This window comes from Glaciihabitans sp. GrIS 2.15 (assembly GCF_035984695.1).
Lineage (GTDB): Bacteria > Actinomycetota > Actinomycetes > Actinomycetales > Microbacteriaceae > Lacisediminihabitans.
Map to the genome: position 1 here is coordinate 261,137 of NZ_JAXCHU010000002.1, position 24,832 is coordinate 285,968.

General features: G+C 63.1%; 18 protein-coding genes, 1 tRNA gene and 4 pseudogenes. 8 read left to right on the forward strand and 15 right to left on the reverse strand.

What is annotated here, in order from left to right:
- Window positions 1-8: 8 nt before the first annotated feature.
- Window positions 9-1,919 carry a potassium transporter Kup gene (locus RCH11_RS03600; RefSeq protein WP_327055622.1) on the forward strand — a complete coding sequence of 637 codons (1,911 nt, stop codon included), beginning with the start codon at window positions 9-11 and terminating at the stop codon, window positions 1,917-1,919.
- Window positions 1,920-2,615: 696 nt separating this feature from the next.
- Here RCH11_RS03600 and RCH11_RS03605 read toward each other — a convergent pair.
- From RCH11_RS03605 to RCH11_RS03645, 9 genes and pseudogenes are all read right to left on the reverse strand, one after another.
- The gene (locus tag RCH11_RS03605) at window positions 2,616-3,545 is read right to left on the reverse strand and encodes an ABC transporter permease (protein WP_327055623.1); all 930 of its coding nucleotides are present in this window, start codon (window positions 3,543-3,545) and stop codon (window positions 2,616-2,618) included.
- A complete protein-coding gene (locus RCH11_RS03610; RefSeq protein ID WP_327055624.1) occupies window positions 3,545-6,331 on the reverse strand; it encodes an alpha/beta fold hydrolase in 2,787 nt (928 codons plus the stop codon). Before RCH11_RS03610 ends, RCH11_RS03605 begins: the two co-directional genes overlap by 1 nt.
- A gap of 110 nt (window positions 6,332-6,441) precedes the next feature.
- Window positions 6,442-6,829: pseudogene (locus RCH11_RS03615) on the reverse strand (transposase); the annotation flags it as partial.
- Window positions 6,830-7,150: 321 nt separating this feature from the next.
- Window positions 7,151-7,468, reverse strand: a pseudogene (locus RCH11_RS03620) (class I tRNA ligase family protein); the annotation flags it as partial.
- A 14-nt stretch (window positions 7,469-7,482) separates the two neighbouring features.
- On the reverse strand, window positions 7,483-8,148 hold the full coding sequence (locus RCH11_RS03625; protein ID WP_327055625.1) for an MBL fold metallo-hydrolase: 666 nt from the start codon (window positions 8,146-8,148) through the stop codon (window positions 7,483-7,485).
- Window positions 8,148-9,233 (reverse strand): S-(hydroxymethyl)mycothiol dehydrogenase, encoded by a 1,086-nt coding sequence (locus RCH11_RS03630; RefSeq protein ID WP_327055627.1) that lies wholly within the window; start codon window positions 9,231-9,233, stop codon window positions 8,148-8,150. Before RCH11_RS03630 ends, RCH11_RS03625 begins: the two co-directional genes overlap by 1 nt.
- A gap of 656 nt (window positions 9,234-9,889) precedes the next feature.
- A complete protein-coding gene (locus tag RCH11_RS03635) occupies window positions 9,890-10,405 on the reverse strand; it encodes a hypothetical protein (RefSeq protein WP_327055628.1) in 516 nt (171 codons plus the stop codon).
- Window positions 10,406-10,429: 24 nt separating this feature from the next.
- Window positions 10,430-10,687 carry a hypothetical protein gene (locus RCH11_RS03640; RefSeq protein WP_327055629.1) on the reverse strand — a complete coding sequence of 86 codons (258 nt, stop codon included), beginning with the start codon at window positions 10,685-10,687 and terminating at the stop codon, window positions 10,430-10,432.
- The gene (locus RCH11_RS03645; RefSeq protein WP_327055630.1) at window positions 10,684-11,679 is read right to left on the reverse strand and encodes a hypothetical protein; all 996 of its coding nucleotides are present in this window, start codon (window positions 11,677-11,679) and stop codon (window positions 10,684-10,686) included. Before RCH11_RS03645 ends, RCH11_RS03640 begins: the two co-directional genes overlap by 4 nt.
- A 486-nt stretch (window positions 11,680-12,165) precedes the next feature.
- Here RCH11_RS03645 and RCH11_RS03650 point away from each other — a divergent pair, with 486 nt between their 5' ends.
- On the forward strand, window positions 12,166-14,073 hold the full coding sequence (locus RCH11_RS03650) for an ABC transporter ATP-binding protein (protein WP_327055631.1): 1,908 nt from the start codon (window positions 12,166-12,168) through the stop codon (window positions 14,071-14,073).
- A 93-nt stretch (window positions 14,074-14,166) separates the two neighbouring features.
- Here the strand turns inward: RCH11_RS03650 and RCH11_RS03655 are convergent.
- Window positions 14,167-15,113 (reverse strand): annotated as a pseudogene (locus RCH11_RS03655) (IS30 family transposase); the annotation flags it as partial.
- Between the two features lie 449 nt (window positions 15,114-15,562).
- Here RCH11_RS03655 and RCH11_RS03660 point away from each other — a divergent pair.
- Both RCH11_RS03660 and RCH11_RS03665 read left to right on the forward strand, forming a co-directional pair.
- Complete coding sequence (locus RCH11_RS03660) at window positions 15,563-15,817, forward strand: hypothetical protein (protein ID WP_327055632.1); 255 nt, start codon at window positions 15,563-15,565, stop codon at window positions 15,815-15,817.
- A gap of 66 nt (window positions 15,818-15,883) precedes the next feature.
- Window positions 15,884-16,678: pseudogene (locus RCH11_RS03665) on the forward strand (restriction endonuclease); the annotation flags it as partial.
- Between the two features lie 39 nt (window positions 16,679-16,717).
- Here the strand turns inward: RCH11_RS03665 and RCH11_RS03670 are convergent.
- The 4 genes from RCH11_RS03670 to RCH11_RS03685 all read right to left on the reverse strand — a co-directional run bounded on the left by RCH11_RS03670 (window position 16,718) and on the right by RCH11_RS03685 (window position 19,859).
- Complete coding sequence (locus tag RCH11_RS03670) at window positions 16,718-18,478, reverse strand: DNA/RNA helicase domain-containing protein (protein ID WP_327055633.1); 1,761 nt, start codon at window positions 18,476-18,478, stop codon at window positions 16,718-16,720.
- Window positions 18,465-18,785 carry a nucleotide pyrophosphohydrolase gene (locus tag RCH11_RS03675; RefSeq protein ID WP_327055634.1) on the reverse strand — a complete coding sequence of 107 codons (321 nt, stop codon included), beginning with the start codon at window positions 18,783-18,785 and terminating at the stop codon, window positions 18,465-18,467. The genes RCH11_RS03670 and RCH11_RS03675 overlap by 14 nt, the downstream gene beginning before the upstream one ends.
- Window positions 18,786-19,138: 353 nt before the next feature.
- Window positions 19,139-19,212 (reverse strand) — tRNA-Pro (locus tag RCH11_RS03680).
- 101 nt (window positions 19,213-19,313) lie between these two features.
- Window positions 19,314-19,859 carry an MOSC domain-containing protein gene (locus RCH11_RS03685; RefSeq protein WP_327055635.1) on the reverse strand — a complete coding sequence of 182 codons (546 nt, stop codon included), beginning with the start codon at window positions 19,857-19,859 and terminating at the stop codon, window positions 19,314-19,316.
- Between the two features lie 159 nt (window positions 19,860-20,018).
- Between RCH11_RS03685 and RCH11_RS03690 the strand changes: the two genes are divergently transcribed.
- The 4 genes from RCH11_RS03690 to RCH11_RS03705 all read left to right on the forward strand — a co-directional run bounded on the left by RCH11_RS03690 (window position 20,019) and on the right by RCH11_RS03705 (window position 23,892).
- Window positions 20,019-21,047 (forward strand): NAD(P)-dependent alcohol dehydrogenase, encoded by a 1,029-nt coding sequence (locus tag RCH11_RS03690; protein ID WP_327055636.1) that lies wholly within the window; start codon window positions 20,019-20,021, stop codon window positions 21,045-21,047.
- Between the two features lie 72 nt (window positions 21,048-21,119).
- Window positions 21,120-21,731, forward strand: a complete 612-nt coding sequence (locus tag RCH11_RS03695) for a hypothetical protein (protein WP_327055637.1) — start codon at window positions 21,120-21,122, stop codon at window positions 21,729-21,731.
- Window positions 21,728-23,293, forward strand: a complete 1,566-nt coding sequence (locus RCH11_RS03700) for a GMC family oxidoreductase (protein WP_327055638.1) — start codon at window positions 21,728-21,730, stop codon at window positions 23,291-23,293. The genes RCH11_RS03695 and RCH11_RS03700 overlap by 4 nt, the downstream gene beginning before the upstream one ends.
- Before the next feature lie 59 nt (window positions 23,294-23,352).
- Window positions 23,353-23,892 carry a YbhB/YbcL family Raf kinase inhibitor-like protein gene (locus RCH11_RS03705; RefSeq protein ID WP_327055639.1) on the forward strand — a complete coding sequence of 180 codons (540 nt, stop codon included), beginning with the start codon at window positions 23,353-23,355 and terminating at the stop codon, window positions 23,890-23,892.
- A 33-nt stretch (window positions 23,893-23,925) separates the two neighbouring features.
- On the opposite strand, the gene RCH11_RS03710 is transcribed toward RCH11_RS03705, so the two are convergent.
- Window positions 23,926-24,777 carry an IclR family transcriptional regulator gene (locus RCH11_RS03710; RefSeq protein ID WP_327055640.1) on the reverse strand — a complete coding sequence of 284 codons (852 nt, stop codon included), beginning with the start codon at window positions 24,775-24,777 and terminating at the stop codon, window positions 23,926-23,928.
- Between the last annotated feature and the right edge of the window lie 55 nt (window positions 24,778-24,832).

A 24,832-nucleotide genomic window follows, 5' to 3' on the forward strand; every position in this document is an offset into this window, starting at 1 on the left:
AAATCCAGATGAAAACTGACAGTGCAAGCGTTCGTAGTTCGACGCTCGCCATTGGGCCGGTGATCGCGGCTATGGGAATTGTTTTCGGTGATATCGGGACGAGCCCTCTCTATGCAGCATCGACCACGTTTGGGGCCAGCGGCGCTCCTGCGTCGGGGCCGTCGACCGAGTACGTCTACGGGTCGACAGCGACCATTATTTACTCGTTGACGCTAGTGGTCACCGTGCTGTATGTACGGTTTCTGATGCGTGCCGACAATCGGGGCGAGGGCGGACTGTTGGCTCTATTCGGGCTGCTCCGGCGCAGCACCCTGAAAGCCCGAACCCTCGGGGTTTTGACTGTCGTTGCAATGTTCGGCGCGGCCATGTTCCTTGGCGACAGCGTAATTACTCCGGCAATCTCCGTTTTGTCAGCCGTCGAGGGTCTGGAAGTGATCCGGCCAGAGCTCTCGTCACTGGTTGTTCCGATCGCCCTGGTCATTCTGTTGGGGGTGTTTGCCCTCCAGCGCTTTGGAACGAAAGCGATCGGCCGACTTTTCGGGCCGATCATGTTGCTCTGGTTTGTCGTCCTTGCCGTGACCGGCGTTGGGTCCATTGTGCAGCATCCGGCAGTTCTGCAGGCGTTATCCCCCCACTGGGTGATTCTGTTCTTTGTGAATCAGCCTCGAATAGCATTCTTTGCCCTCGGCGCGATCGTGCTCGCCGTAACCGGCGCCGAAGCGCTCTACGCAGATTTGGGTCACTTCGGCCGAAAAGCAATCACGCGAGCGTGGCTCTTGGTGGTCTTCCCTGCGCTTGTGTTGAACTACCTCGGCCAGGCCTCCCTTGCCGTTCGACACCCCGCTGGCGCTGCGTCTTCGTTTTTTGGATTGGTACCGTCCTGGGCTCAGTTGCCCATGGTCGTTCTCGCCACAATCGCGACAATCATTGCCTCACAGTCCGTGATTTCTGGCACCTATTCCGTTATCCATCAAGCCTGGCGTCTTGGCCTGTTCCCGCCGTTACGAGTTGTGCACACCTCCGCCGAAAAGGAGGGTCAAATCTACGTTCCGGCAATGAACGTGATCCTCGCTATTGCCGTGCTGGCAGTCACCCTTGGTTTCCGAAGTTCCGCGTCTTTGGCTTCTGCCTACGGGATCGCCGTAACAGCGACCATCTCCATAACGACGATCGTGTATCTCGCGTGGCTCTGGGCGCATTCGAAACGTCTGACCCCGGCAATCGTCATCGTGGGCGGCATCCTTCTTATCGCCCTCGCGTTTCTCACGGCCAACCTTCCCAAAGCAGCCTCCGGCGGGTGGTTGCCCTTGGCAATCGGATCACTTGTCTTCATCGTGATGGCAACCTGGTGGGTGGGACAACGACGCATCAAGGCCGGACGGCGACAAGGTGAAGTGAACATCGGAGAGCTGCAGAATATTCTCACCAGCGCCCAGAGGGATCTTCACCGCGTTCCGGGAGACGCTGTTTTCATCACCAGAAATTCGACCATCGTCCCGGTTGCCCTCATCACTATGGTGACTCAGAATCATGCTTTGCAAAAACGCGCCATCTTGTTGAGCTGGTCAACCGTCGACGTTCCCTCAACAGTCGGATCCAAGCACCGGATCACCGTGGAAAGCCTTCAATCGGGGGTCATCCGAGTTGTTGCAAAAATTGGTTTCCAAGAACACCCTCGGATGACAGAACTGCTCACCGAAGCCCGATCTGTCGATAAGGCTGCGCTCACCGACTTTGCCGCATCTCGGGCGACATTCTTCATCTCGACCCCGATTCCGCGCTACAACAGGAACAGCAAAATGCTTCGCTGGTCTCAAGTGCTATTTCTCGCCATCGATCGTCTGGCACCCGATCCGGTGGATGTCATCGAACTCCCCCGCGACAGAACCATTGTCCTCGGACGCGAAATCCCGCTCTAAGCGGCTTTCAGTAACGCCAATTCCGCGCTGATTGGGCACTGCACGGGCCCTCACCTCTGAAGCGGGCTGGGCCTTGCTCAGAGCGATTACCGCAGGTTCAAATGTCGGGTCGTTCTTGCGCCGGGAAAAAAATAAGGCCACGGCCGCCTGACCATCGTTGGATGAGAAAGGGGCCGCACACCAGTCGGCTCTGCCGTGTTTGCGAGGTTGCTGGCCGGCGTATCAGTGCGGTAGGCACGGCCAAAAGCGCCTTTGTTTGCATGGTGTGCCGCGTCATCAGGTTATGGTGAGCGGCGGGCGCGCCACACCACAGCTATTTCGATCACGTCAGGCTCGCCGAGCTCCTCGTGGATCGAGGCTCCGAAGTCACCGGACTTCGAGTCGGCGATATCGCCAGCCCGCCGAAGTCAGTGGGTTCACCTGCCCCCGACAAATTGGATCGACTCACCATGAAGCGCCCCATGCCTCATGCGCCAGAACCTTCAGATCACCCGCAGGACCTAATACACCTGGAGGCCGCAGGACACTTCAACGCCTGGTCTGGCACCCTGTCCCGAATCGAACGAGGACTCAGCCGAGACACACCCTCGCTAGCCAAGTCCGGGACTGGCTCCGCGAGCAAAAAGCCCAAGACAACAATTAGCAACTACAGGAGCATCACGTACGGCGCAGAAGCAGCACGCACGTCCGCCGCATTCAGCTCGAGATGTCTTTGCGGCGGAACCACAAGACCGCCGCAGTGGTGAAGAGCAGGGCGTAGATCGCGGCCGACAGCACGGAGTCGGCGATTGGGGCGTAGTCGATGCGGGCGTTGAAGAACTCGCGGAAGGCATCCGTGTTCCACGTAGGCAGGTAGTGGCGCACCTCCCCCAGATCCGGAATGCGCTCGAGGATGCTTGACAGGATGGACGTGATCACGACCCCTCCCGCCGCCGCGAGCGGGGCCTCCGCGAGAACGGTGAACATCGTTCCGAGTGCGGCCGCCCATGACAGGTGGAGGCAGATGATCGCCACCGCCGCCAGGATTCGCAGGAGGGATTCGCCCATCCCGAGCTGCGGTCCGACGGGGATCTGGATGCCGCCACCACCGTAGGAGATCGTTCCGACCAGCAGCGACATGCCGGTGAGCAGCAGGATGCCGACCACGAGAACGGTCCACGACACCAGCACCTTCACGAACAGCAGCCGGGTGCGCCCCACGGGAATCGTGAGCAGGTACTTCAGCGTGGATCTCGACGCCTCGCCGGCGATCATGTCACCGAAAAGCAGTGCCACGACGAGGGTCAGCAGGAATCCGGCGGTGATTACGAGGATGAACGCCGTGAACGTCGTGCCGCTCGCCTGCGCAAACGCGGCGAGGTCGGTCCGTCCGGCCGCGGGACCCCCGGCTCCACCGATGAGGAAGGCGAGGCGCACGACCACCGGAAGCAGAGCGAAGATGATGAGCACGACCCGGACGCGCCACTGGCTGATCTGCCGCGCAAATTCGATCCGGATCGGCATGGTGCGGCGAACGGAGACGGCGGCCCCGGGGATTCGGCCGGGGCCCCACGGAGACGACGTCGGAGCCGAGGTCGCCGCCGAAGCGGGAGCCGGGATCGAGGAAGGCATTTCTGTCGCGCTCATTAGATGATCCCTTCCGTGCCAACCATCTCGAGGAAAGTCTCCTCGAGATGCCGCCCGCGGGTGACCGAGCGGATGCCGATCCCGTGCTCCGTGATCGCGGCCACGACGGCCTCCGGGCCGTTCCCCGCCGGCAGCACGCGAATGGTACCGGGGGCGGTCATGAGCGCCTCAGCGCCGTCGAGTCGATGGACGGCGTGCAAGGCGGCCTCGACATCCGTCACCTCGATGGTGAGCTCGGTTGACTCTCCGGCGAGTTCTGCGACGGGTCCCGCGGCGAGCAGGCGGCCGCGGGCCATCACCACGACGTCGGAGCAGGTCTGTTCGACCTCACCGAGGAGGTGCGACGACACGATGACGGTGCGTCCGGTCTCGGCGTAACGGCGAAGCACCCCGCGCAGAGCGAAGATCTGGGGCGGGTCGAGTCCGTTGGTCGGCTCGTCGAGAATGAGAAGTTCTGGCATCCCGAGCATCGCCTGTGCAATGGCCAGGCGCTGTTTCATGCCCTGGCTGTAGCCGCCGACGCGTCGTTTCACCGCCGAGCCGAGGTCGGCTATATCCAGCGCCTCGTCCAGGCGCGCGTCCGCGCGAGGACGCCCCGACGCGGCCCAGAACAGCTGGAGATTGCGTCGGCCGGAGAGGTGAGCGAGGAACCCCGGTCCTTCGATGAAGCAGCCGACCCTCGTCAGCACCCGGCATCCCGGGGAGACCTTCTCGCCGAAGATCTCGATCTCGCCCGCGTCGGGTCGAAGCAGTCCGGTGACCATACGGAGCGCGGTGGTCTTGCCCGCACCGTTTGGGCCGAGAAGGCCGAGCACCTGGCCCTGCTGCACCGTGAACGAGAGGTCGTCCACCGCGCGGAACCCGGCGCCATAGGTCTTGGTGAGGCCACGGATCACCAGCGGAGGCGCGTCATCCGCTCGCCCAACTGGTGGCCCAACGACTGGCCCGACGACTGGCCCAGGGTGATCCCGGCGTCGATCGGCGATCGCCGCGATCGCCGCGAGGATAAGGCCGAGCAAGATAACGATCGGGATGCCGATGAGCGCTGCCGTCGACGGCGCACCGCCACCGACGGCAGGGTCCGCTGTGGCAACCGTTGGCAAGGAGAGGGTGCCCTCGGTGTTCACGACGAAGGACGCGGATGTGGCGGAGCCCTGGTAGCCCGCATCCGTCGTGCGAAGCGAGAGGGCGATCTTGTCGCCGCGCTCGAAGCGCCAGGTCGTTGCCGGCAGGGTCAACCGCACCCGGGTCGCCGAGCCGTCCGCGGGGAGGGAAACGCGCATCGGCGCGACACCACCACCGACCGCGATGTCGGAGTCTCCCGAGGAGACCCGCAGCTGGGCGAACAGCAGCACCTCGACCGGGGCGCCGGATCGCGAGGGAACACGCACCTCTCCGCGGAAGCGCGGCAGCCGCACGTCGACTGTCACCGTCGGGGAGCCGGCGAGCACAAAGGGAGTGCTGATAGATCCGGTGGCAAATTTCGCCTGTTGTGCGGGCTGCGCGACAGTACCGGCGATTCCGCTGCCGCTGCCCCCGATGCCTCCGGTGCCCCCGACTCCCCCGATGACCGAGTCGACCGCGCCGATTCCTGGCAGTGAGGAGATCGTCGCAGGGACCCCTCCGGGGGGATTCACGACGATGCCGAAGCGACCATTCAGCGGCAGCTGTCTGAGGCCGCCACCATTCAGCCCCGGATACCGCGCGGCGACGCGGGTCTCGGCGAATCCGCGGGCCGAGGTCGGCACGGTGAATGAGAAGGGTTCTGATGAAGCATGTCGAGGGGATCTGCCACGCAGGTGGGCGGAGAGCCACTCGTCTACGACACCGGCCGTGCCGGCCGTCTGGCCTCCGTCGTGCCCTCCGGCGAACCAGGACACCGTTACCGGTGCGCCCGCCGCAGCGATCGCGCGCTCGTTCGCGTCGGCTTGGTCGAGTCCGAAGAGCGTGTCCTGCCTGCCCTGCAGAAGCAGGGTTGGCGCGGTCATGCCCGAGAGCACCGAGGCGGGAGAGGATGCCCCGAGGAGCGTGCGATCCGCGGCATCGAGCTGCCCGCCACCGACGAGTTTCGTATACAAGGTGCAGAGCTCGGCGGTGAAGCGCCCGCAGGCTCCATAGAACGGCGATGCCGCGGCGCCGAAAAGCTGGGTCGCCCAGGCCTGCTTGAAGACGCCGGGCGCTGGCGCCGCGCCATCCGCTGCCGCCGATTGGGGCACAAGCGCTTGCGCGAGGTCATTCCAGGTGATGGCCGCGACGACCGTGACAATGCGCGGGTCTGTCGCGCCGAGAATGAGCGCGAGCGCGCCCCCGTAGGAGGCTCCGACGACGCCGATGACCGGTTTACCGTCTCGCGTCTCAACCTGCGGGCGGCTGGCCAGCACATCGACGAGCCGTTTCGCGTCGGCGACCTCGTAGTCGAGGGAGTCGAGGGAGATCCGTCCGCCGGAACGACCGAATCCGCGTGCGGAGTATGCCATTACGACGTAGCCCTCGCGGCGCATCCGTTCGGCATCTTTCGCGACCGAACGCTTGGATCCGCCGAATCCGTGGGCAACAAGTACAGCCGGGGCGGGGCGGGATGTCGCTGGCAGGTACAGGTCGACGTCCAGGCTGATGGTCGCAGCGGATCCCGGTGCCGCTGGCACTGCGACGCGAAAGGTCTGGGACGGTCCCGTTACTTCAGCGACTGGGGCGGCGGATGCGGCGGCGGTGGGGGCGACCAGAACTGCGAACATCACCACCGCGCCGAGTGCCATCCGCCAGCCGCGGCCGTGTGAGCGGCTCATGGAATTGTCCTTCGAGTGACAGGGTGATGGAGGATTGAGCATACGTGGTCGGGCCGAAAACTCGCCGTTATGGTCTGCTAATCCCGCTGTCCGAAATAGCTGTGGCAACTCAGTTTGCAGTAGGTCTCATCGAGGAACACGTGCGGGTAATCCAGGGCCGACAGAGTCCGGTCCCGAAACTGCGCCACGTCCGCGTCCAGCCCAGCGCAGATCCTCGACACCTCGGACTTCGAGATACCTGTGTCAGCGCCGAGCGCCTTCACTTGTGTCATCGACTTTCGGGGTCGAAACACCATGTAAATAGGCTTCCACCATGACCGCAAACAATGCTTGGTCGATGCGGCGCCGCCTCTCCAACAGGGTGGGGAAGAACGTGCCGGCGCGCAGTCTCGGGATCTTCAAATCCAGCTCACCTGCGGTCGTGGTCAACACTCGGAGACGGGTCCCGTTGCGGTGGGTGGTGCGCTCGTCGGAGGGTTCGAACGGGACGGCGCCGATGAACGCGGTCGCTTGGGACTGCCCCCGGTTCAGTTGACTCCTGACCTGTGGAGATTCGCCTGCGCTTGAAAGTCGAACCAGGACTCGATGTTCGCTTCCCAGAGGCCGAAGAGTTGCTGCGCGCCAGAGTCGCTGAGTGAAGTCACTCCGTCACGCTAGCGGAGGTTAAGTCAAACCCAGCTCATCAACGGTCGGGCTGCCAAGCGAGAACCAGCTGCTCTGGAGTAAATCGCTGCCAAACGGAGTCTTGTTCGACTTGAGCACGACCCAGACGGGCTCCTCTTTGCACCACAAGTTGGACCTCGCCGTCAACTTGTATTACTCGCAGCCGACGCAGCAATAACTCTCGTATTCACCAGAATAAATGATGCCGTCATCGCAGGGCTTCTGCAAAAAGATCGTGACGTCGCGCTCATGGGGCTTGTCAGTGGTGCGGATGAAACCGTAGTTCGCGATATTGATCGTCTTCAGCAGCGGCAACCAAGCATCCGTAACGAGCCGGTCTGCCCATTCCTTCGGAGTCGTGTCGTTTGATACCGCTGTGCGCAGTATCTTCTGGCCGTGTTCGTCGGTGCCGGTGAGCAACCTGTTGTCATCGCCGCCCTGGCGGTGCCAGCAGGCAAGCACGTCAGCGGCAACGAAGGGCCAATGGCTCAGTATCCTCGTGCAATCCATTCCGCGCGGTGCGGTGCCTCCGCACCGATCGTGGTCGATTCACCATGCCCCGTCAGTACCCTGACATCAGACGGCAGGGACAAGAGCCGATCAGTGATCGAGGTGATGATGGTGGGAAAGTCGCTGAAGGAACGACCAGTTGCTCCTGGACCGCCGTTAAACAGGGTGTCGCCGGAGAACAGGGTGAGTTCGCTCTCGAGGTAATAACAGGTCGAGCCCGGCGTATGACCCGGAGTATGCAGCGCGCGAAGGGCGCCCCCTGCGACCTCGAAAACATCGCCATCGTGCACCTCGGCGTCGGGGGCGACATCGGGGAAGACGATATCCCACAGCATTCGGTCAGCGGGGTTGAGCAGAACCGGCGGCGCACCAACGAGACGAGCGAAATCCCTAGCGGAACTGATGTGGTCATTGTGCCCGTGAGTGAGAAGCACCGCGGTGACCGTGCGACCCGCCACCGCACCGGCAACCCGCGCGGCATCGTGAGCGGGATCGATCACAATCACCTCGCGATCGTCGCCCACAATCCAGACGTTGTTCTCGAGGTCCCACGTGCCGCCGTCGAGCGAGAATGTGCCGACGGTAATGAGGTTCTCGATGCGGATACCGCCCGGTGCCGAAACACCCGTCGCCGTTTCGACCATCAGAGCACCACCACCGATCGAAGCACCGCGCCGCTGTGCATCTTCTCGAATGCCTGCTCGACCTGCCCGAGACCGATGCGTTCGGTCACGAAAGCGTCGAGGTCGAGGTTGCCCTGCTTGTAATGACTCACCAGCATGGGAAAGTCCCGCGACGGCAGGCAGTCGCCGTACCACGACGATTTGAGGGAACCACCGCGACCGAAAATGTCGAGCAGGGGTAGTTCGATCACCATGTCGGGGGTCGGAACCCCGACCAGGACGACCGTTCCGGCGAGGTCCCGAGCGTAGAAGGCTTGTCGATAGGTCTCGGGGCGCCCGACGGCGTCGATTACGACATCCGCCCCGTTCCCGCCGGTAAGGGCACGGATGGCCTCGATCGGGTCTTCGTCCCGCGAATTCACGCCGTGCGTCGCTCCAAGTGCGCGGGCCAGTTCGACCTTGCGTGGGTCAATGTCGACCGCGATGATCGTCGTCGCACCCGCGAGCTTCGCCCCCTGGATTGCTGCGATTCCGACCCCACCGCAGCCGATCACTGCCACGGAGTCACCGCGGCCGACGTTCCCGGTGTTGATGGCGGCACCAATGCCGGCCATGATGCCACAGCCGAGCAGTCCGACCGCAGCCGGGTCGACATCCTCATCCACTTTCGTGCACTGGCCGGCGGCAACGAGGGTCTTCTCGGCGAAGGCACCGATGCCGAGCGCCGGTGAAAGCTCGGTACCGTCCTCGAGCGTCATCTTCTGTGTCGCGTTGAACGTATTGAAGCAGTACTGCGCCTCGCCGCGACGACAAGCCCGGCACTCGCCGCAGACGGCCCGCCAATTCAGGATGACCCGATCCCCCACCACCACATTGGTGACATCATCACCGATCGCCGCGACGACGCCGGTGGCCTCGTGGCCGAGCAGGAACGGGTAGTTATCACTAATTCCGCCCTGCTGATAGTGAAGGTCAGTGTGGCAAACACCACAGGTGAGAATATTCACGAGCGCCTCCCCCAGTCCCGGATCGGGTACGAGGATCGTCTCGAGCGAGAGAGGTCCGTTCATCGCCCGAACAACGACGGCTTGAACTTTGTGCGGCATGATTCGCCTCTCTTTCGGAATCGACTGAATACGAGTCAATCAGATCTTCCTCAAGCGGCAGTGGACAGCGGATGATCGCGGGGTGATTTTTCAATGCGCCTCAGCGGGCCCAGGCTTTCACGGATAGCTGAACTACGCCCTCCGAGCACGCTTGACCGGCCATCCTGCAGTCGCGTCTCACCTCCAACGGGCACATCAACGCGAAGTGCACTGGCTGATAACCACCGCTCGTCTTCATCCACGGAGCGGCGCTCAAGGATCCTGACAACATCTTCAACGCAGAGCTGGAAGGCAACAAAAAGCGGGGCGGACCCACCCCTTGAAGGTTCTGGCCTTAATTTAGTCGTTACCGAATGTCTCCGGAAACCCTCGGATTCCCCTGTGTTTACAGGGAACCGGGCGGTTCGCTGCTTCCAATTGTCAGTCATCGTTTTGGGTCAAATAGAGATGGATTAGATGCGTAAATGATGACCCTGTGAACTCGCTTTGGGGGCTCTCATGAGCCCTCTCAGCCTCTCCCCCGCATTCCGCCGAAAGTGATCGAGCACGGACGGTGATGGCGATCGGGCACACGGCACTGGCCATCGTTTGCGGGGTACCGGTGTTCGATCGAATGTTCCGCAAACGCCCGCAAGTCGTCATCGCGAAGCTCGGCTTCACCCCGACGAGCGAGGCTGACGGTAGGCCCCTGGCATCGGCCTCCCGACGAGTGCCCGGATGAGCGCAGCCAGCCTGTCCGCAGGCACGCCCGCGTTGTCAACGACAAGGCTCTGGCGCGAAGAGTCCGCCAGGGCATGCAGGATTCGAGCGGCGTCGAGCCTCGTTCCGGACAAGGGAACGGTTCCAATCCTCCAGCCCCCGATCTCGTCGACTGGATACTCGAACGCGATCGACAGCAGGTTGTAGAGATCTGTGATGTCTTTCGGCGCGTGGCGAGACTGGGCGGCATAGGCCTTGAAGATGAGTGCGAGCTCAACCGGGGGCACGCGGACCACGAAATCAAGTCGAGTTCCGTCCGTCAGAATCACGCCAACATCGAGGACGAGCGGATCAACAGAAAAAGCGAGCCTCAGTCCTGGAGCCGCATCAAATCCGCGGCCGCCGACGGTAGCCGTCTCGAACCGCGCACCATCGGAAGGAACCAGAATGTCAATCTCGAGATCACCCTTCACATAGTGATTGCCGGACGTGTCCGCCTAACCCGCATCGACCAGGGCGCGATGAATTCGACCGGAGGCTGCGACGGATGTCGACACAGCCGCATCCGCGTCGGCCGTCCTGCGGAGGACGGCCCCACCCACAGGGAAAGCGGTAAGCAGCAAACTTGCCATGTGGCCGCCGACAATGCGGACATCGTCGATCTGTTTCGTGATCTCGGCAACATCCGCGAGAGCGCGGAAGGCCGCGTCGTCCGCGTTCGACGTCGCCACAGTCTCTATCCGGCGCCGATTCATGGGAGTAAGCCGTCCAGGACCGTTCGCCGCATTCTCTCGACCGCATCGGCCGCGTCGGGCCCCCCAGTCCGCTGGACGTCCCACGCCACGAGAACCGGGTCGGCCGTCCAGCCGGATACCACCGACGTCCACGCCCGGGCGGTCGACCAGATCGTGGGGTCAGTCGGAACCACGTATTCGAGGGTGGCGTTCTCCCGCGTGGTCTCGGAGAAGCCGAATGGGGCCAGATCCATACCTGTCCGTGCGTAGATAACCGCACGGCGTACCAGCCGCCACGGGGCGAGCAGATCAGCGGCCGGGTCCCCCGACACGATGACGTCAAGCTCGGCGGCAGCGTCCCGAACTTTCTGCGCCTGAGACACGATGGCGTCCAGGCTCAACCAGTAAGTGGAAATGCCCTGCGGCCCCGGATACTCCGCCAGGAATCGGTCCCACAGGGTCTCCGGCCGCGCTGCCCGCCAGCCGCCCTCGTCGCGAACCACAGCAGTGTCGAATGCGCGGAGGCCGTTGGAGACGGTCACCTGGGACACGCCACACTCTGCGGCGAGGTCCATCTGAGTTCTCGGTCCTGACGTGCGGAGGAGCACCCGGAGCAGGGCGAGTCGACCCCACGCGACACGCCCACGTCCTGCCCCAGATCCGCGGTCGGAGGAGAGCGCCCCTCGCAGCGTGTCCTCCACCCTCTTGCCCACAAGAATGACGACCCCATCCTGCAGCGACACGACCGCAATCCCTGAGTCGGCTAGGGCGACGTCGGCCAGTCCTACACTCGCTTTCGGGACCACGTAGAGAAGGATGTCGGGGGTAGGGTCCCGTGAGCGGCCGGATTCCACATCGCGCTGGATGTCCCAGCGAGAGGGCGGTGAGCGGCGCACGTGCACGCGGGCAATGATGCGGCTGCCGGTCAGAGTGAGGGTCACGGTGTCCGCGTCCAGGACCAAGACGTTCACGCCCAGCGCGGTGAGGAGGTTGAGGCCCTCCGAGGCAGTCACTGGTCTCATGGCTCTGGTCGGCTTCCTATAAGATGAAGTTGAAAAAACCACTATAACTTATAGCCCAAGGAATCACTACAGGTTATAGAGCCGCACGCAACACAACGGTTGCTCTGCTGATCAGATCAGATCAGACATGACTAGACAGCAGAAACCCGCCAGTCGACCTCCCCCGACAAGGACGTCGACTCTCAGCTCCCCCACAAAGCAGAAATCGCTCAGTACCTGTCCCTCCTCGCCGCACTGCACGGCATCCATTGGGTCAGTCTCGGTCCGCTCCCGGCTGGAACAACACCACATCCACCGACCATGACGACAACCGTCTTGGCTTCTACCTCGGAGCCGGCGCACAGTCGTCCAATGACCGCGGACCCAACGCAGTCCATAACTCTGACCGGCGCACCGCGCGTCACCTCAGCAGCCGCGTCGCAAAGCTCGGATAATCCGCCATCTAAGCTGGGCCTTCTGCCCACGAAAGGGAACTCAATGAGCATGGAAGGCGCGGCCTGGAGCTCGCTGTACAAGATCTCTACCGCCAGGGACGGCAAGCACGGCTTCTCGCGTAAGTCCGTGCGGCGGATCATGACGTTCGCGGTGCCCTACCGGTCCAAGCTGCTGATCTTCATCGCCCTCTCCATCGTCGGAGCTTTCCTCGCGGTCGCGACGCCGGTACTCGCCGGCCAGGTGGTCGACGTCATCGTCGCCCAGGGCCAGGTCACCACGATCGTTTGGCTCGCCGTCGTCATCGCCCTCGTGGCCGTCGCCGACGCCGCCGTGTCACTCGTGACGCGCTGGTACTCGGCGCGGATCGGCGAAGGCGTGATTTTGGACCTCCGCACCTCCGTCTTCACCCACGTGCAGAAGATGCCGATCGCGTTCTTCACCCGCACGCGGACGGGCGCCCTCGTGAGCCGCCTCAACAACGATGTGATCGGCGCCCAGCAGGCCTTCAGCGGCACGTTGTCCGGCGTGGTCACGAATCTCGTCGCGCTGACCCTCACCCTGATAGTCATGCTCAACACATCCTGGCTCGTGACGGTTCTCGCCGTGATCATGCTCCCCATCTTCCTGATACCCGCGCGCCGTATGGGCAGCCGCCTCGCCGCGCTGCGTCGCGAGGCCGCCGATCACAATTCCGCCATGAGCACGCAGATGACCGAGCGCTTCTCAGCGCCCGGCGCCACCCTCGTCAAGCTGTTCGGCCGTCCCGACGAGGAGGCCGAGGAGTTCCGCGTCCGCGCCGCCCGTGTTCGAGACATCGGGGTCCGGACCGCGATGCTGCAGTTCGTCTTCTTCACCGCACTGATGCTTGTCTCCGCTCTCGCCCTCGCACTCGTGTATGGGCTCGGCGGCTTCCTCGCACTCGCCGGCCAGCTGAATACCGGTGAGGTGGTCACCCTGGCGCTCCTCCTCACCCGCCTTTACGCGCCGCTCACCAGCCTCGCAAACGCACGGGTGGAGATCATGAGCGCGGTGGTCAGCTTCGAGCGCGTCTTCGAGGTGCTGGACCTCGAACCGCTCATCAAGGAGAAGCCCGACGCCGTCGCCGTACCCGAAGGCCCAGTGGCCGTCGAGTTCGACAACGTCCGCTTCGCCTACCCGTCCGCGGACAAAGTCTCCCTCGCCTCTCTCGAGGAGGTTTCCACGCTGGACACCCGCGGCGGCGAGGAGGTGCTGCATGGCGTGTCCTTCAGGATCGAGCCGGGGCAGACCGTTGCCCTCGTTGGTACGTCCGGTGCCGGCAAGTCCACAATTGCGCAACTACTCGCACGCCTGTATGACGTCGACAGCGGTGCCGTGCGCCTCGCGGGGACGGATGTTCGCGATGTCACATTCGTCTCCATGCGGCACAGCCTGGGCATGGTCACGCAGGACGGCCACCTGTTCCACGAGACCATCCTCTCAAATCTGCGCCTCGCGAGGCCGGAGGCGTCCGACGACGAGGTGTGGGACGCCGTCCGCCGTGCGCGGCTTGAGCCGCTCATTCGGTCCCTGCCGGACCAGCTGGACACCATGGTGGGAGAGCGTGGCTACCGGTTATCCGGGGGTGAGCGCCAGCGGATGACCATCGCGAGGCTCCTACTCGCCCAGCCGCGCGTCGTCATCCTCGACGAGGCGACGGCGGCGCTGGACTCGACGTCTGAGGCCGCCGTGCAGGCGGCGCTCAGCGAGGCGCTCAAGGGACGGACGGCGATGGTGATCGCACACCGCCTCTCCACCATCCGCAGCGCGGACCTGATCCTCGTGGTCGAGGACGGCTCGATCGTGGAGCGCGGTACGCACGAGGAACTGCTGGCTGTGGGTGGGCGGTACGAGGAATTACACCGGACCCAGTTCGCCGTGCAGAAGAATGTTGCGGCCGACGAGGAAGCGCTGAGCCGACCTAGTCACTGAGCTCGGCGCCCCTGCCCGAGCGTCTCGGAAAGTCGTCTCATCAGGTGTCGTGTCTCATCGCGCTACATGGGGTTTTTCGAAGCGGAACAGGAAAGAGATATCGGTGCCCTTCGGAAAATACTGCCGGAGCAGCCCGTTGAGATGTTCGTTGCCGCCGCGTTGCCACGGGCTCTTCGCGTCGGCGAAGTAGACCGGCAACCCGACCTCTCGCGTCAAAAGCGCGTTCGCTGACATCTCCTTCCCACGATCCCAGGCGAGGGAACGCCGCAAGCTCGGGGGCAGCACCTCGAAGGTTCTAACGAGCGCGTTCTTGGTTGTTAGGGCACCATATCCGGCCAACGCGGGGCCGTTCTTCTTCGGCTTGATCAACCCATATCCGGTCTGCCTGGGCAGGTGGACTAACATCGCGAAACGAGTCGTGCGATCGATCAGAGTCGCGATCGCCGAACGGTTGAGACCGATGATGAGATCCCCCTCCCAGTGGCCGGCCACTTTGCGATCCTGCCGCTCCGGAGGGCCGCTTTTTCAGCGTCGTAGCGTCGGTGACATGCGCCCATGCCTGCTGGCGTGTCCTCGCCCTCGGCATTCGTTTCGTGCGTCATCGGCGCAGATGCCACGACTGCTTCCGGACGAGACCACCGCGGCCCGGAACATAGAGGGCCTGGTAGATCGCTTCGTGCGAGATCCGCATCGAAAGATCGTCCGGAAATTCCATCGACAACCGTTTCGCGATCTGCTGCGGACTCCAGCCGGTCACCCGCTCACGGTCCTGCCGGTGCGGTGTTTTTCCCGTCCCAGGTCGGTCCTTCTGGCCCGAGACGCTCTCCGCCGGTGGCACGGACAGGCCCGCTGAGCTTATTACCGACGTAGTCGCGGAGACGCTCGTTCGTGATCAGCTTTGCGGTCTTGGGGCGGCGTGCTCGACGCTCCGCATACCACTGCGCCGTCGACGCCTTATAGTCCAACCGATACGTCCGCGTCGACGCGTTCCGGCGCAGCTCCCGAGAGATCGTCGAAGGGTTTCGACCCAGCCGGCGAGCAGGCGTGCAGCCTCGCGACCAACGGCCGATATCGAAGAAGCGGTCACACGTGACCTGGACGGTGTCCCCCGACCATAAAGTCGTAACAGTTGTAACAGTCGTAACGTGTCCTAAGGGGCCATTTTGCGGAACTGGTTCGCCCCACGGCTGCGATCTTCCGCCGCCGCCCGTCGGTGAAGAACTCGATGGATTCCATCCTGGGCCCTATGCCGGCAGAAGCGAGTTCCCGCGCGAATTCGCCGCTCCCCAGCGAGATGCCTGCCGCTCCGAGTCTTCCACCGTTCGATCCCCTCCACGCCGCCGTCGCACGCGTCGGGGCTTGCGGCATGACGTGAACCTAGCGCCCCCGGGTGGACCCGGTCGGTCGCCGAGTCGAACTCTTGCAGAAACTGCAAGGGTTGCCTTCGGTCGGCCGCGCCGCGCAGGGCATTACCATGACGGGTACAGGGATGCAGCCGACTGCAGTGAACGGAGACGCTGTGGGCGAAGTCGAGATCTACCAGTCTTCGGATGGCTCCGTGAGGTTGGATGTCCGTACGGATGGTGACACGGTCTGGCTCACCAGGCAGCAGATCGGTGACCTGTTCGGCCGCGACGTGAAGACCATCGGCAAGCACGTGGCGAACGCACGACGCGAAGAACTTGCCGATGAATCAGTTGTCGCAAAATTTGCGACAGTTCATCAAGAGGGCGATCGAGTTTGAAATAATGGACCAACCGGCCTCACTTGCGGCCTAAACGAAGTGACAACTAAACCTTCAGCAGTCCCCTTCGCCGTGACGAATGCCCGCATCGCGGTGCTCACGAATGGTGAGACTTATCAGTTCTACACGGACCTCGACGCACCCAACCGCATGGACGACAAACCGTTCCTCGTGCTCGATCTACTAGACATCGACGAGTCGCTGATCCCCGAACTTCGCAAACTCACTAAGGACGTTTTCGACCTCGACTCGATCATCAACGCCGCCGGGGAGCTCAAGTACATCGGCCAGATCAAGCGCACCATCGCTGCGCAGTTCAAGGAGCCGGAAGACGAGTGGATCCGGTTCTTCACCACTAGGGTTTACGACGGAACGTTTACCCAGCGCGTTCGCGTGCAATTCACGACCTTGGTTACCAAGGCGACGAAGCAGTTTCTCAACGATCAAGTCAACGACCGGTTGAAAGTGGCGCTCGGTGGCAATAACTTATCGGCAGTGGAAGCCGGCGCGCAAGAGGAAGCCGTGACCAGTCACGTTGCCGTGCAGGAAGATCTCGATCGCGACACCGAGATCGCCACTACTCCTGAAGAACTCGAGGGGTATCAGATCATCAAGGCGATCGCCTGCAGCGAAGTGAAGCCGCAGCGCGTGGTGCATCGGGACTCGAAGTCCTACTTTGCCATCCTCCTGGACGACAACAATAGGAAGCCGATCGCTCGACTCCACTTCAACGGCAAGGCCAAGAAGTATCTGGGCCTGTTCGACGCCGACAAGATCGAAACCCGCTATGAAATCGAGACGCTCGACGACACATACCAGCATGCCTCCAGCATCCGTGAGGCGGTAAAGCTTCTCGCCTGAGGACGCCCGTTTGGCTACTTGAATTGATCCCAGAACGGGCTAAACGCTCGGGATGAACTGTCGCAGATGCGTGCGAAGCGCCGGGTCGCAGACATACACGTAGGTGCCCAGGATGCCGCGGGTGAGCAGCACCGCATAGATGTTGCTGATGAATCGCAGAAGGTCATCGTCGGTGTACTTCTTCCCCAGGACGTCGTTGTTCTCCTTGCCCTTCGTGTCGAAGTACGAATCCCGATCGACGATCAGCGTGCCGTTCACAGGGTCGTAGCGAAGATCCGGGCCGATGATCACACCGGCGTAGTTGAGGTCGTAGCCCTGGACGGTGTGGATGGAGCCGACTTCGTCGATCGCCTTTGGCGAGGCGATCCAGTCGACCTGCTTGCTGTTCCAGCGAAGCTGCACGCCGTCCAGGTCGATGTCAAATGCCGTCTTGTCGTTCTTGGTCTTCCATGGCCAGGCGTACCCGGCGAGCAGGCGAGAGAGTCCGACTTCGGCATCCTTGCGCTGGATTTCCTCGCGCATCTCAGCAAGGTTGTCGAAGAGCCGAAACCCGTAGCCGTCGAACCCCTCCGGAGCCACCGGTGCACCCGAACCGAGGATGCGCCTGATGTAGGAGACGTAGTCCGACCCGGCCTGAACCCGCATCTGAGAGAGCAGCGGATAGTTGCGATTCGCGGCCTTCGCCTCCCCCACAAGCACGCTCAACGTCTCCGAGGGCAGGTCGGCCGGCCGAACACTTTGGGCCGCGTCGAGCAGGAAGATCTGGTGCCTGCTCTTCGCTCGAATCCAGTCGAGCTGGGTCTTCGTCTTGTCGTCGCTTCCGAAAAGCCTCTCGGTAATGTCTCTGAATTTCTTGTTCTGCACCCCTGACGGTTGATTCGCGCGCTGGTTGAGACGGTGCGCTTCGTCAACGATGAGCAGGTCGAAGTGCTGATCCGAGAAGCCGACGTCGAAGGCCGTCATCACCATCGCTGGATGTAAGCCCGGGGTCTTCTTGAACACCTTTTTGATCGATTCCCGTAACGACTGCTGCGGCACCACAAGGCCGATCCGAACGTCCTTGAGAAGGTCCTGGTAGCCCTCGACGAAGAACTCGGAGAACAGCGTGTCGCTATCGAGGTCCTCTGCAGGGGCGGTGGCCGCGATGTCCACGAGCAACTTGAGCAGATAGATGGCGACGACAGTCTTGCCGGTCCCCGGCTCGCCCTGGATGACAGTCGTGCTTTTCTCGCCCGACTTCAGGTCCTCAAAGAGACCCTCGAGAATGTCCTCAACTGCGATCGCCTGGTCCGGCGTCAATGCTTTGAACGGCGAGAGCTTGAAGAGGTCGCTGTTCTCAATCTCGGGAATGGTTCGGGTGAAGACCCCGTCCCGCTTCAGCTGATCGAACACCTCAAGAAAGGCCTCGCGGTAGTGGCCGCGATCGTAGTAGTCGGCCTCGGTGATCCCGTCGTTCCTGTTCAGCACCCGGTACGAACCGTCGCCAGCCAGCATCCGGATCAGGTACGCCTCCAGGTCGAGACAGACCGACTTGTTGAATGTGGCGTCGACAATCACCCGGATGGTGCGAAGGTGCTTCTTTTCTGGCGAGTCGAAATGCTGCCGCATCCGCGCCGCGGCGTTGCGCGACTCCCCCACATAGACGTCGTTGAGACCGCCCCCAATAGCCGCTTTGCCACCGCCCTTGACGTCGTCCAAGACGTAGACAACCGGCCAGTTAGTATTGCGGTGATCGAGCGACGCCCATGCCTTGACGGCTTCCGGAGTGAAGTCGAGCCGCCCGATTTCAAAGGGCGTCATATTTGGTGCTACGCCCCCGCGCCCTATCCACCGGATACTTCTGTCGCGTGGCGGCCAGCTTGTCGAGAATGATCTGTTCCGGATCCGCACCAATACGCTCGGCGAGCAGTAAGCAGTAGGTGAGGACGTCGGCTAGTTCCTCGCGCACTCGATCATTGTTCGCATCGGCATTCCATTGGAAGCACTCGAGCAACTCGCCCGCTTCAATCGCGATGCTCTTCGCCAAGTTCTCGGGGCTGTGAAACTGCGCCCAGTCCCGCTCGGCAACGAATGCCGCGATCTCATCGCGAACTGACTTGTCGACCATCCCGCCAACCTAGCAGGCAGCAATTCCTCGACTTGATTGTCGCGAGTTTTCAGCCGCTGACGGCGGTTCCCGATCTTTCACCCGACCAATTTCTCACCCCGACGGAAATAGAGAAAGTTTGAACGGCCCACCCTTATGCTGCGGATTGACAAGTACCCGATTCAGCTTGCGTCTGAGCCAACTGAACTTGGGGCAATCCCTTTCGTCGATTAACGACTTTGCAGCCACCGCGACGCTCATCGGTACGAATCACGGCGGTCTTTCAACCCCAGAAACCACAAAATCCCTCGCGATCTTCATCACAAGGGATTTCGTCTTTAGTTCTTGGGACGGTTTATGGGACGACCCTTTTGTCGGGCTGACAGGATTTGAACCTGCGACCCCTTGACCCCCAGTCAAGTGCGCTACCAAGCTGCGCCACAGCCCGTGACTTGACCGACCCGCTGACGCGTTTCGAACCTCCGGTAGCTTATCGCGAACCGCAGAGACGATGGACACAAGCTCAAGCGACGACGACCACACCACGACTCAGCCCCGGAACACCTCGAGGATGGTCGGCGCATCGGCTGGCGCAGAGAGCAGTTCGATTTTGTCCCCCGCGCAGACGGGACCGGTGCGGATGACACGGAGGTACGCGCCAAGGCGACCCTCGGCGCCGAAGCGTTTGACCCAGCCACGCTGATCCGCTCCCCCCACCCAGCGGGCGAAGGTTGCGCAGGGCGACCGCGGCATCGTCACCTCAATCTCGACCGTGGCACCGATCTTCCAGCGTTCGCCGACACGGGCATTCGTCACATCGAGGCCGGAGACCCGCAGGTTCTCGCCGAACCAACCGGGGGGCAGGTCACGACCGAGTTCGGCGGACCAGAAGTCGGCATCCTCCTGGGCATACGCGTAGACCGCTTTGTCAGCGCCGCCATGGTTCTTGCGATCGGCCTGCACGTCGGCATAGAGGCCAAGCCGACCGAGCTTCACTGCACCGGTGGCCGGGCGCTTATCGATGGCGGTGATGCCGACCGTTCCGGCATCGGGGCGCAGAGCACTGACAACACACGCGGCGATCAGAGAAGCCATTTGCCCAGTTTATTCAGCAGGCAGGCCAGGGCGGAGCTCACCGCACCGGGCCGAATCTCACCATGCGGTAAAGGAGGTGGAGCCTTCGGCGCGGGAGGCGCATTGTTCAACTACGCCGTGTGCCGATAACTGGCCACGACCTCGACGAGGAGGAAACACGTGAAGGCTGTTCAGCTGCATCGCTACACCGAGGCCCCGACGGTCGATGAGGTGGCCGAGCCGAAGATTGTCGGCCCGTGGGACGTGATCGTCGATGTGGGCGCCGCCGGGCTCTGCCGCACCGACCTGCACATCATCGAGGGCCAGTGGGATCCGATCCAGCACCCGAGCCTCCCCTATATCCTCGGTCACGAGAACGCGGGCTGGGTGCGGGAAATCGGCTCGGCCGTGAGCAATGTGGCCGTGGGCGACACCGTGATCATGCATCCGCTCACCAGCTGCGGGCTCTGCCCGGCGTGCCGCATCGGCCAGGATTCGCACTGCGAGAACGCGACCTTCCCCGGCATCAACGTCAACGGCGGCATGGCCGACCAGCTGCTCACCAACGCCCGGGCGGTGGTGCGACTCGATGCCGGCCTTCAGCCGAAGGATGTCGCGGCGCTGGCCGATGCCGGACTCACCGCTTATCACGCGGTGCGGAAGGCCGCCGACCAGCTGTTTCCCGGAACGCACGCGGTCGTGATCGGCGCCGGCGGGCTCGGCCACATCGGCATCCAGGCCCTCGCGGCGATCACCAGCACTGAGATCACGGTGATCGATCGCAGCGAGAAGGCGCTCGAACTCGCCCGCGAACTCGGCGCCCACCACGTGGTGCTCTCGACCAGCGACGACGAGGTCGAGAAGCAGGTGCAGGACATCACCGGCGGTGGCGCCCACATCGTGTTCGACTTCGTCGGCGAGCGCGGTGCGGAACTGCTCGCTCCGAAGCTCATGCGCAATCGGGGCTCGCATTACGTGATCGGGTATGGCGGCGAAGTGCGGCTGCCCACGATTGAGATCATCTCGCGCGAGATCAACGTGATCGGCAACCTTGTCGGCACCTATAACGACCTGGTCGAGCTCATGGCTCTCACCGCCGACGGCCGCGTGAAACTGCACACCGCCGTCTACCCCCTCGACGCGGTGAACGATGCCATCGCCGATCTCGAGGCCGGGCGCCTCATCGGCCGCGGCATCCTCGTTCCCTGACACCCCTAGACCCTGACACCCCAACACCATCCAACGAACCACCTCTCGCAAACAGGATAAGGAGCACCAACGATGGTCTTTCCGGCCAAATATCCCCAGCTCAACGAGACGTCACTGACGGATGACGCGCGCAGCGTGCTCATCCGCGTGCTGCGTGTCGCCTTCCCGCACGATTCGTTTCCCGACGGGCCATACGAACGCACCGCAGACACGATCATGAAGGCGGCCGAGGAATCCACCTGGTTCCGCGTCTCTCTCACCCAGGGCCTGCTCACGCTCGCACACCTCGCCGGTGGCGACTTTCGCGACCTGGATGAGGATGCCGCAACCAGTGTGCTCCGACGCATCGAATCGACCGAATTCTTCGGGTTCATCCGCCGCACCACCGTGCTGAACCTCTACGACAACGAAGACGTCTGGACTGCGGTGGGCTACGAGGGCTCGTCGTACGAGAAGGGGGGCTACGTCAACCGCGGTTTCGACGACCTGCACTGGCTGCCCGAACCCCGGATAGAGACCTACGAAGGTGCCCCGATCGTGGAGATCGCTCCCAGCTTTCCCCTGCGCCCGACCAACGGCCACTCGGGAACCCACGGATCGAGTGAGAGCCGTGCGGCGGCAACCATCGACACCAACACCCAGCCGGGTGCCACGTCTGCCGAGCACGCCGAGGTCAGCAAATGAGCGCCCTCGAGCAGACCGACGAGGCGATCGTCATCGTCGGATCGGGAGCAGGCGGTGGAACGCTCGCCTACGAGCTCACCAAGCGTGGCATCCCGGTGGTGCTGCTTGAAGCCGGTCCATACCTGCGCAACGAGGACTACGTCAACAACGAGTGGGAGGCGTTCAACCAGATGGCGTGGCTCGACCCACGCACCACCTCCGGTTCGTGGCGCATCGCGCGCGACTTCCCCAACCTTCCCTCGTGGATCGTGAAGGCCGTCGGAGGCACCACAACCCACTGGTCCGGCGCGACGCCGCGCTTCAAGGCCCATGAGTTCGCCACCCGGTCGACCTACGGTCGCATCGCCGGGGCGAACCTACTCGACTGGCCGATCACCCTCGCCGAGATGGAGCCCTATTACGACAAGGCCGAGATCGCGATGGGATCCACCCACGTGCACGGTCGCAAGCCGCTGCCCGCGAACAACAACTACAAGGTGTTCGCCAACGGCGCGGAGCGGGTGGGCTATCGGCACTATTCCACCGGGCCGTACGCGACGAACGCGGAAGAATACGACGGCCGACCGGCATCCATCCAGGACGGCTTCAACTTTCAGGGAGACAAGCACGGTTCAAAGTGGTCGACCCTGGTGCGCGAGCTGCCTCGGGCGCTGGCGACCGGATTGCTCGACCTGCGCCCGGAGAGTCATGTCGTGCAGATCACCCACGATGCCAAGGGGCGCGTCGACGCGGTGCTCTACCTCGATGCGGAAGGCAATCTGCAGCGCCAGGCCGCCTCAATGGTGGCGGTGGCCGGCAACTCGATCGAAACACCGCGCCTGCTGCTCATGAGCGCAAGCCCGATGTTCCCCGATGGCCTCGCCAACTCCTCCGGTCAGGTGGGCCGCAACTACATGCGCCACACCACCGGCTCGGTCTACGCGCGGTTCGAGGAGCCGGTGCGGATGTACCGGGGCGAGACCATGGCGGGAGTGATTGCCGACGAGTCGCGGCACGATCCCGACCGCGGTTTCGCCGGAGGGTACTACCTCGAGACGATCTCGCTCGGGCCCGCCTTCCTCGCCAGTTTCGCTGACCCGGGCGCGTGGGGTCGGGACTTCACGAAAATCCTCGACAGCTACGCCAACACAGCGGGGCTCTGGGTGATCGGCGAAGACCTGCCACAGGAGACCAACCGGATCACGCTCAACTCGGCAGTCACCGACCGCCACGGTCTGCCCGTTCCGAACGTGCACTTCGACGATCATCCGAACGACATCGCCATGAGGGAGCACGGATACCGCCAGGCCGAACTGCTCTACGAAGCCGTGGGGTCGATCGGATCGCACCGCGCTCCGCCCTACCCGTCGACGCACAACATGGGCACGAGCCGCATGAGCGAAAAGCCAGAAGACGGAGTCGTCGACAAATGGGGGCGCGCACACGATGTGCCGAACCTCTTCGTGAGCGACGGATCGGTGTTCACCACCGGGGCCGCGGCCAACCCGACTCTCACGATCGTCGCCCTCGCCATCCGCCAGGCCGAGTACATCGCCGACCAGTTGAAGACCGGCGGCATCTGAGCCGGATCGCCATTTTGCAGCACGCCACAAGTCACGTCCCACTAACAAGGAGCCACCCTATGTCAGACACCAAAACCGAATCACCGTACGACGCGATCGCCGATGTTCCCTCGTTCACCGTGACCAGTTCGGACGCCGAAGACGGTAAGGAATTCGCCACACCACACCGCAGCGGGATCTTCGGAGCCGGAGGGAGCGACACCTCACCGCAACTGAGCTGGAGCGGATTCCCCGCCGAGACGAAGAGCTTCGTGGTGACCGTGTACGACCCCTCGGCACCCACCGCGAGTGGTTTCTGGCACTGGGCGGTCGCCGACATCCCCGCGTCAGTGACCTCGCTCGAAAGCGGTGCCGGAGAGAGTGACGCGTCACTTCCTGCCGGCGCGTGGCACCTTCGCAACGACGCCGGTATCGCACGCTACCTCGGTGCGGCCCCGCCCGCCGGTCATGGCAGGCACAACTACTACATCGCCGTGCACGCGGTGGATGTGGAGTCGCTCGGCATCGAACACGATTCGACGCCGGCCTTCCTGACGTTCAATCTGAGCGGTCACACCCTCGCCCGCGCCGTCATCACCCCCTGGTACGAAGCGAGCTGACGACAGTAACCATCGGGCGACGGGCGGGCACCGCTACAGGGTAGCGGTGCCCGCCCGTCGCGTCTCGCCGGAGCGATAATAACGACTGACCTGGTTCGCCGCGTCACGCAGGAGATGCTCGATGTTGCGCCTTCGTGCTGGGGTGAGCGCTGCAGTCGGCGCGCTGATCGCCACGGAACCGACGATCATTCCAGAGGCATTCCGCACCCCCACCGCGGCGCAGGTCTGCCCTGGCACGAACTCCTCGAGCTCCCAGGCCACCCCGGAGTTGGCAACCTGCTCAAGTTCACTGTCAAGCACCACGCGATCGGTGGCGGTTGTCGCAGTGAGGGGCGCCATCCCATGCACGGCCAGGTACTGGTTGCGCTGGTCACTGCTCATTCCCGCCAGCATTATCTTGCCGAAGGCGGTGGCGTGGGCTGCCTCATGGAATCCGAACGTGAGAGGGGTGAGCCGCGGATATTCTGGCGAGTCCACAACAAAGGCGACCACGACATCCGCTCCCCGGTACACGGCGAAATATGCCGCGGTCTTTGCGAGGCTGTGCAGCCGGGAAATCTCGGCTCGCACCAAGGAGGGGATGCCAATTTGGCGATGCAGTGACACCCCGAGCCGGTCGAGCTTGTAGCCGAGCTCGAAGCGATGCTGCCCCTTCAAATGCACGAGGTAGTCGCTGTTCACCAGCGCCTGCATCAACCGATAGACGGTGGGCAGCGGATAGCCGAGGGCATCAGATACCTCGCGGGCCGAGGCACCGGAGCGCTCCGCGACGATTTCGAGGATGGCAAGAGTTTTCTCGACCGTGGCCACCCCGGACTCGCGCGGGCCACGGCCAGGGGTGTCGGGTTGAGAGAGCTCATCGGACGAATCGGCAGTGGTTCGCATTCGCCTATTCTTTCCTGACATCTCAGCGCAGGACAACACAGAGCCGCGCGTTCTC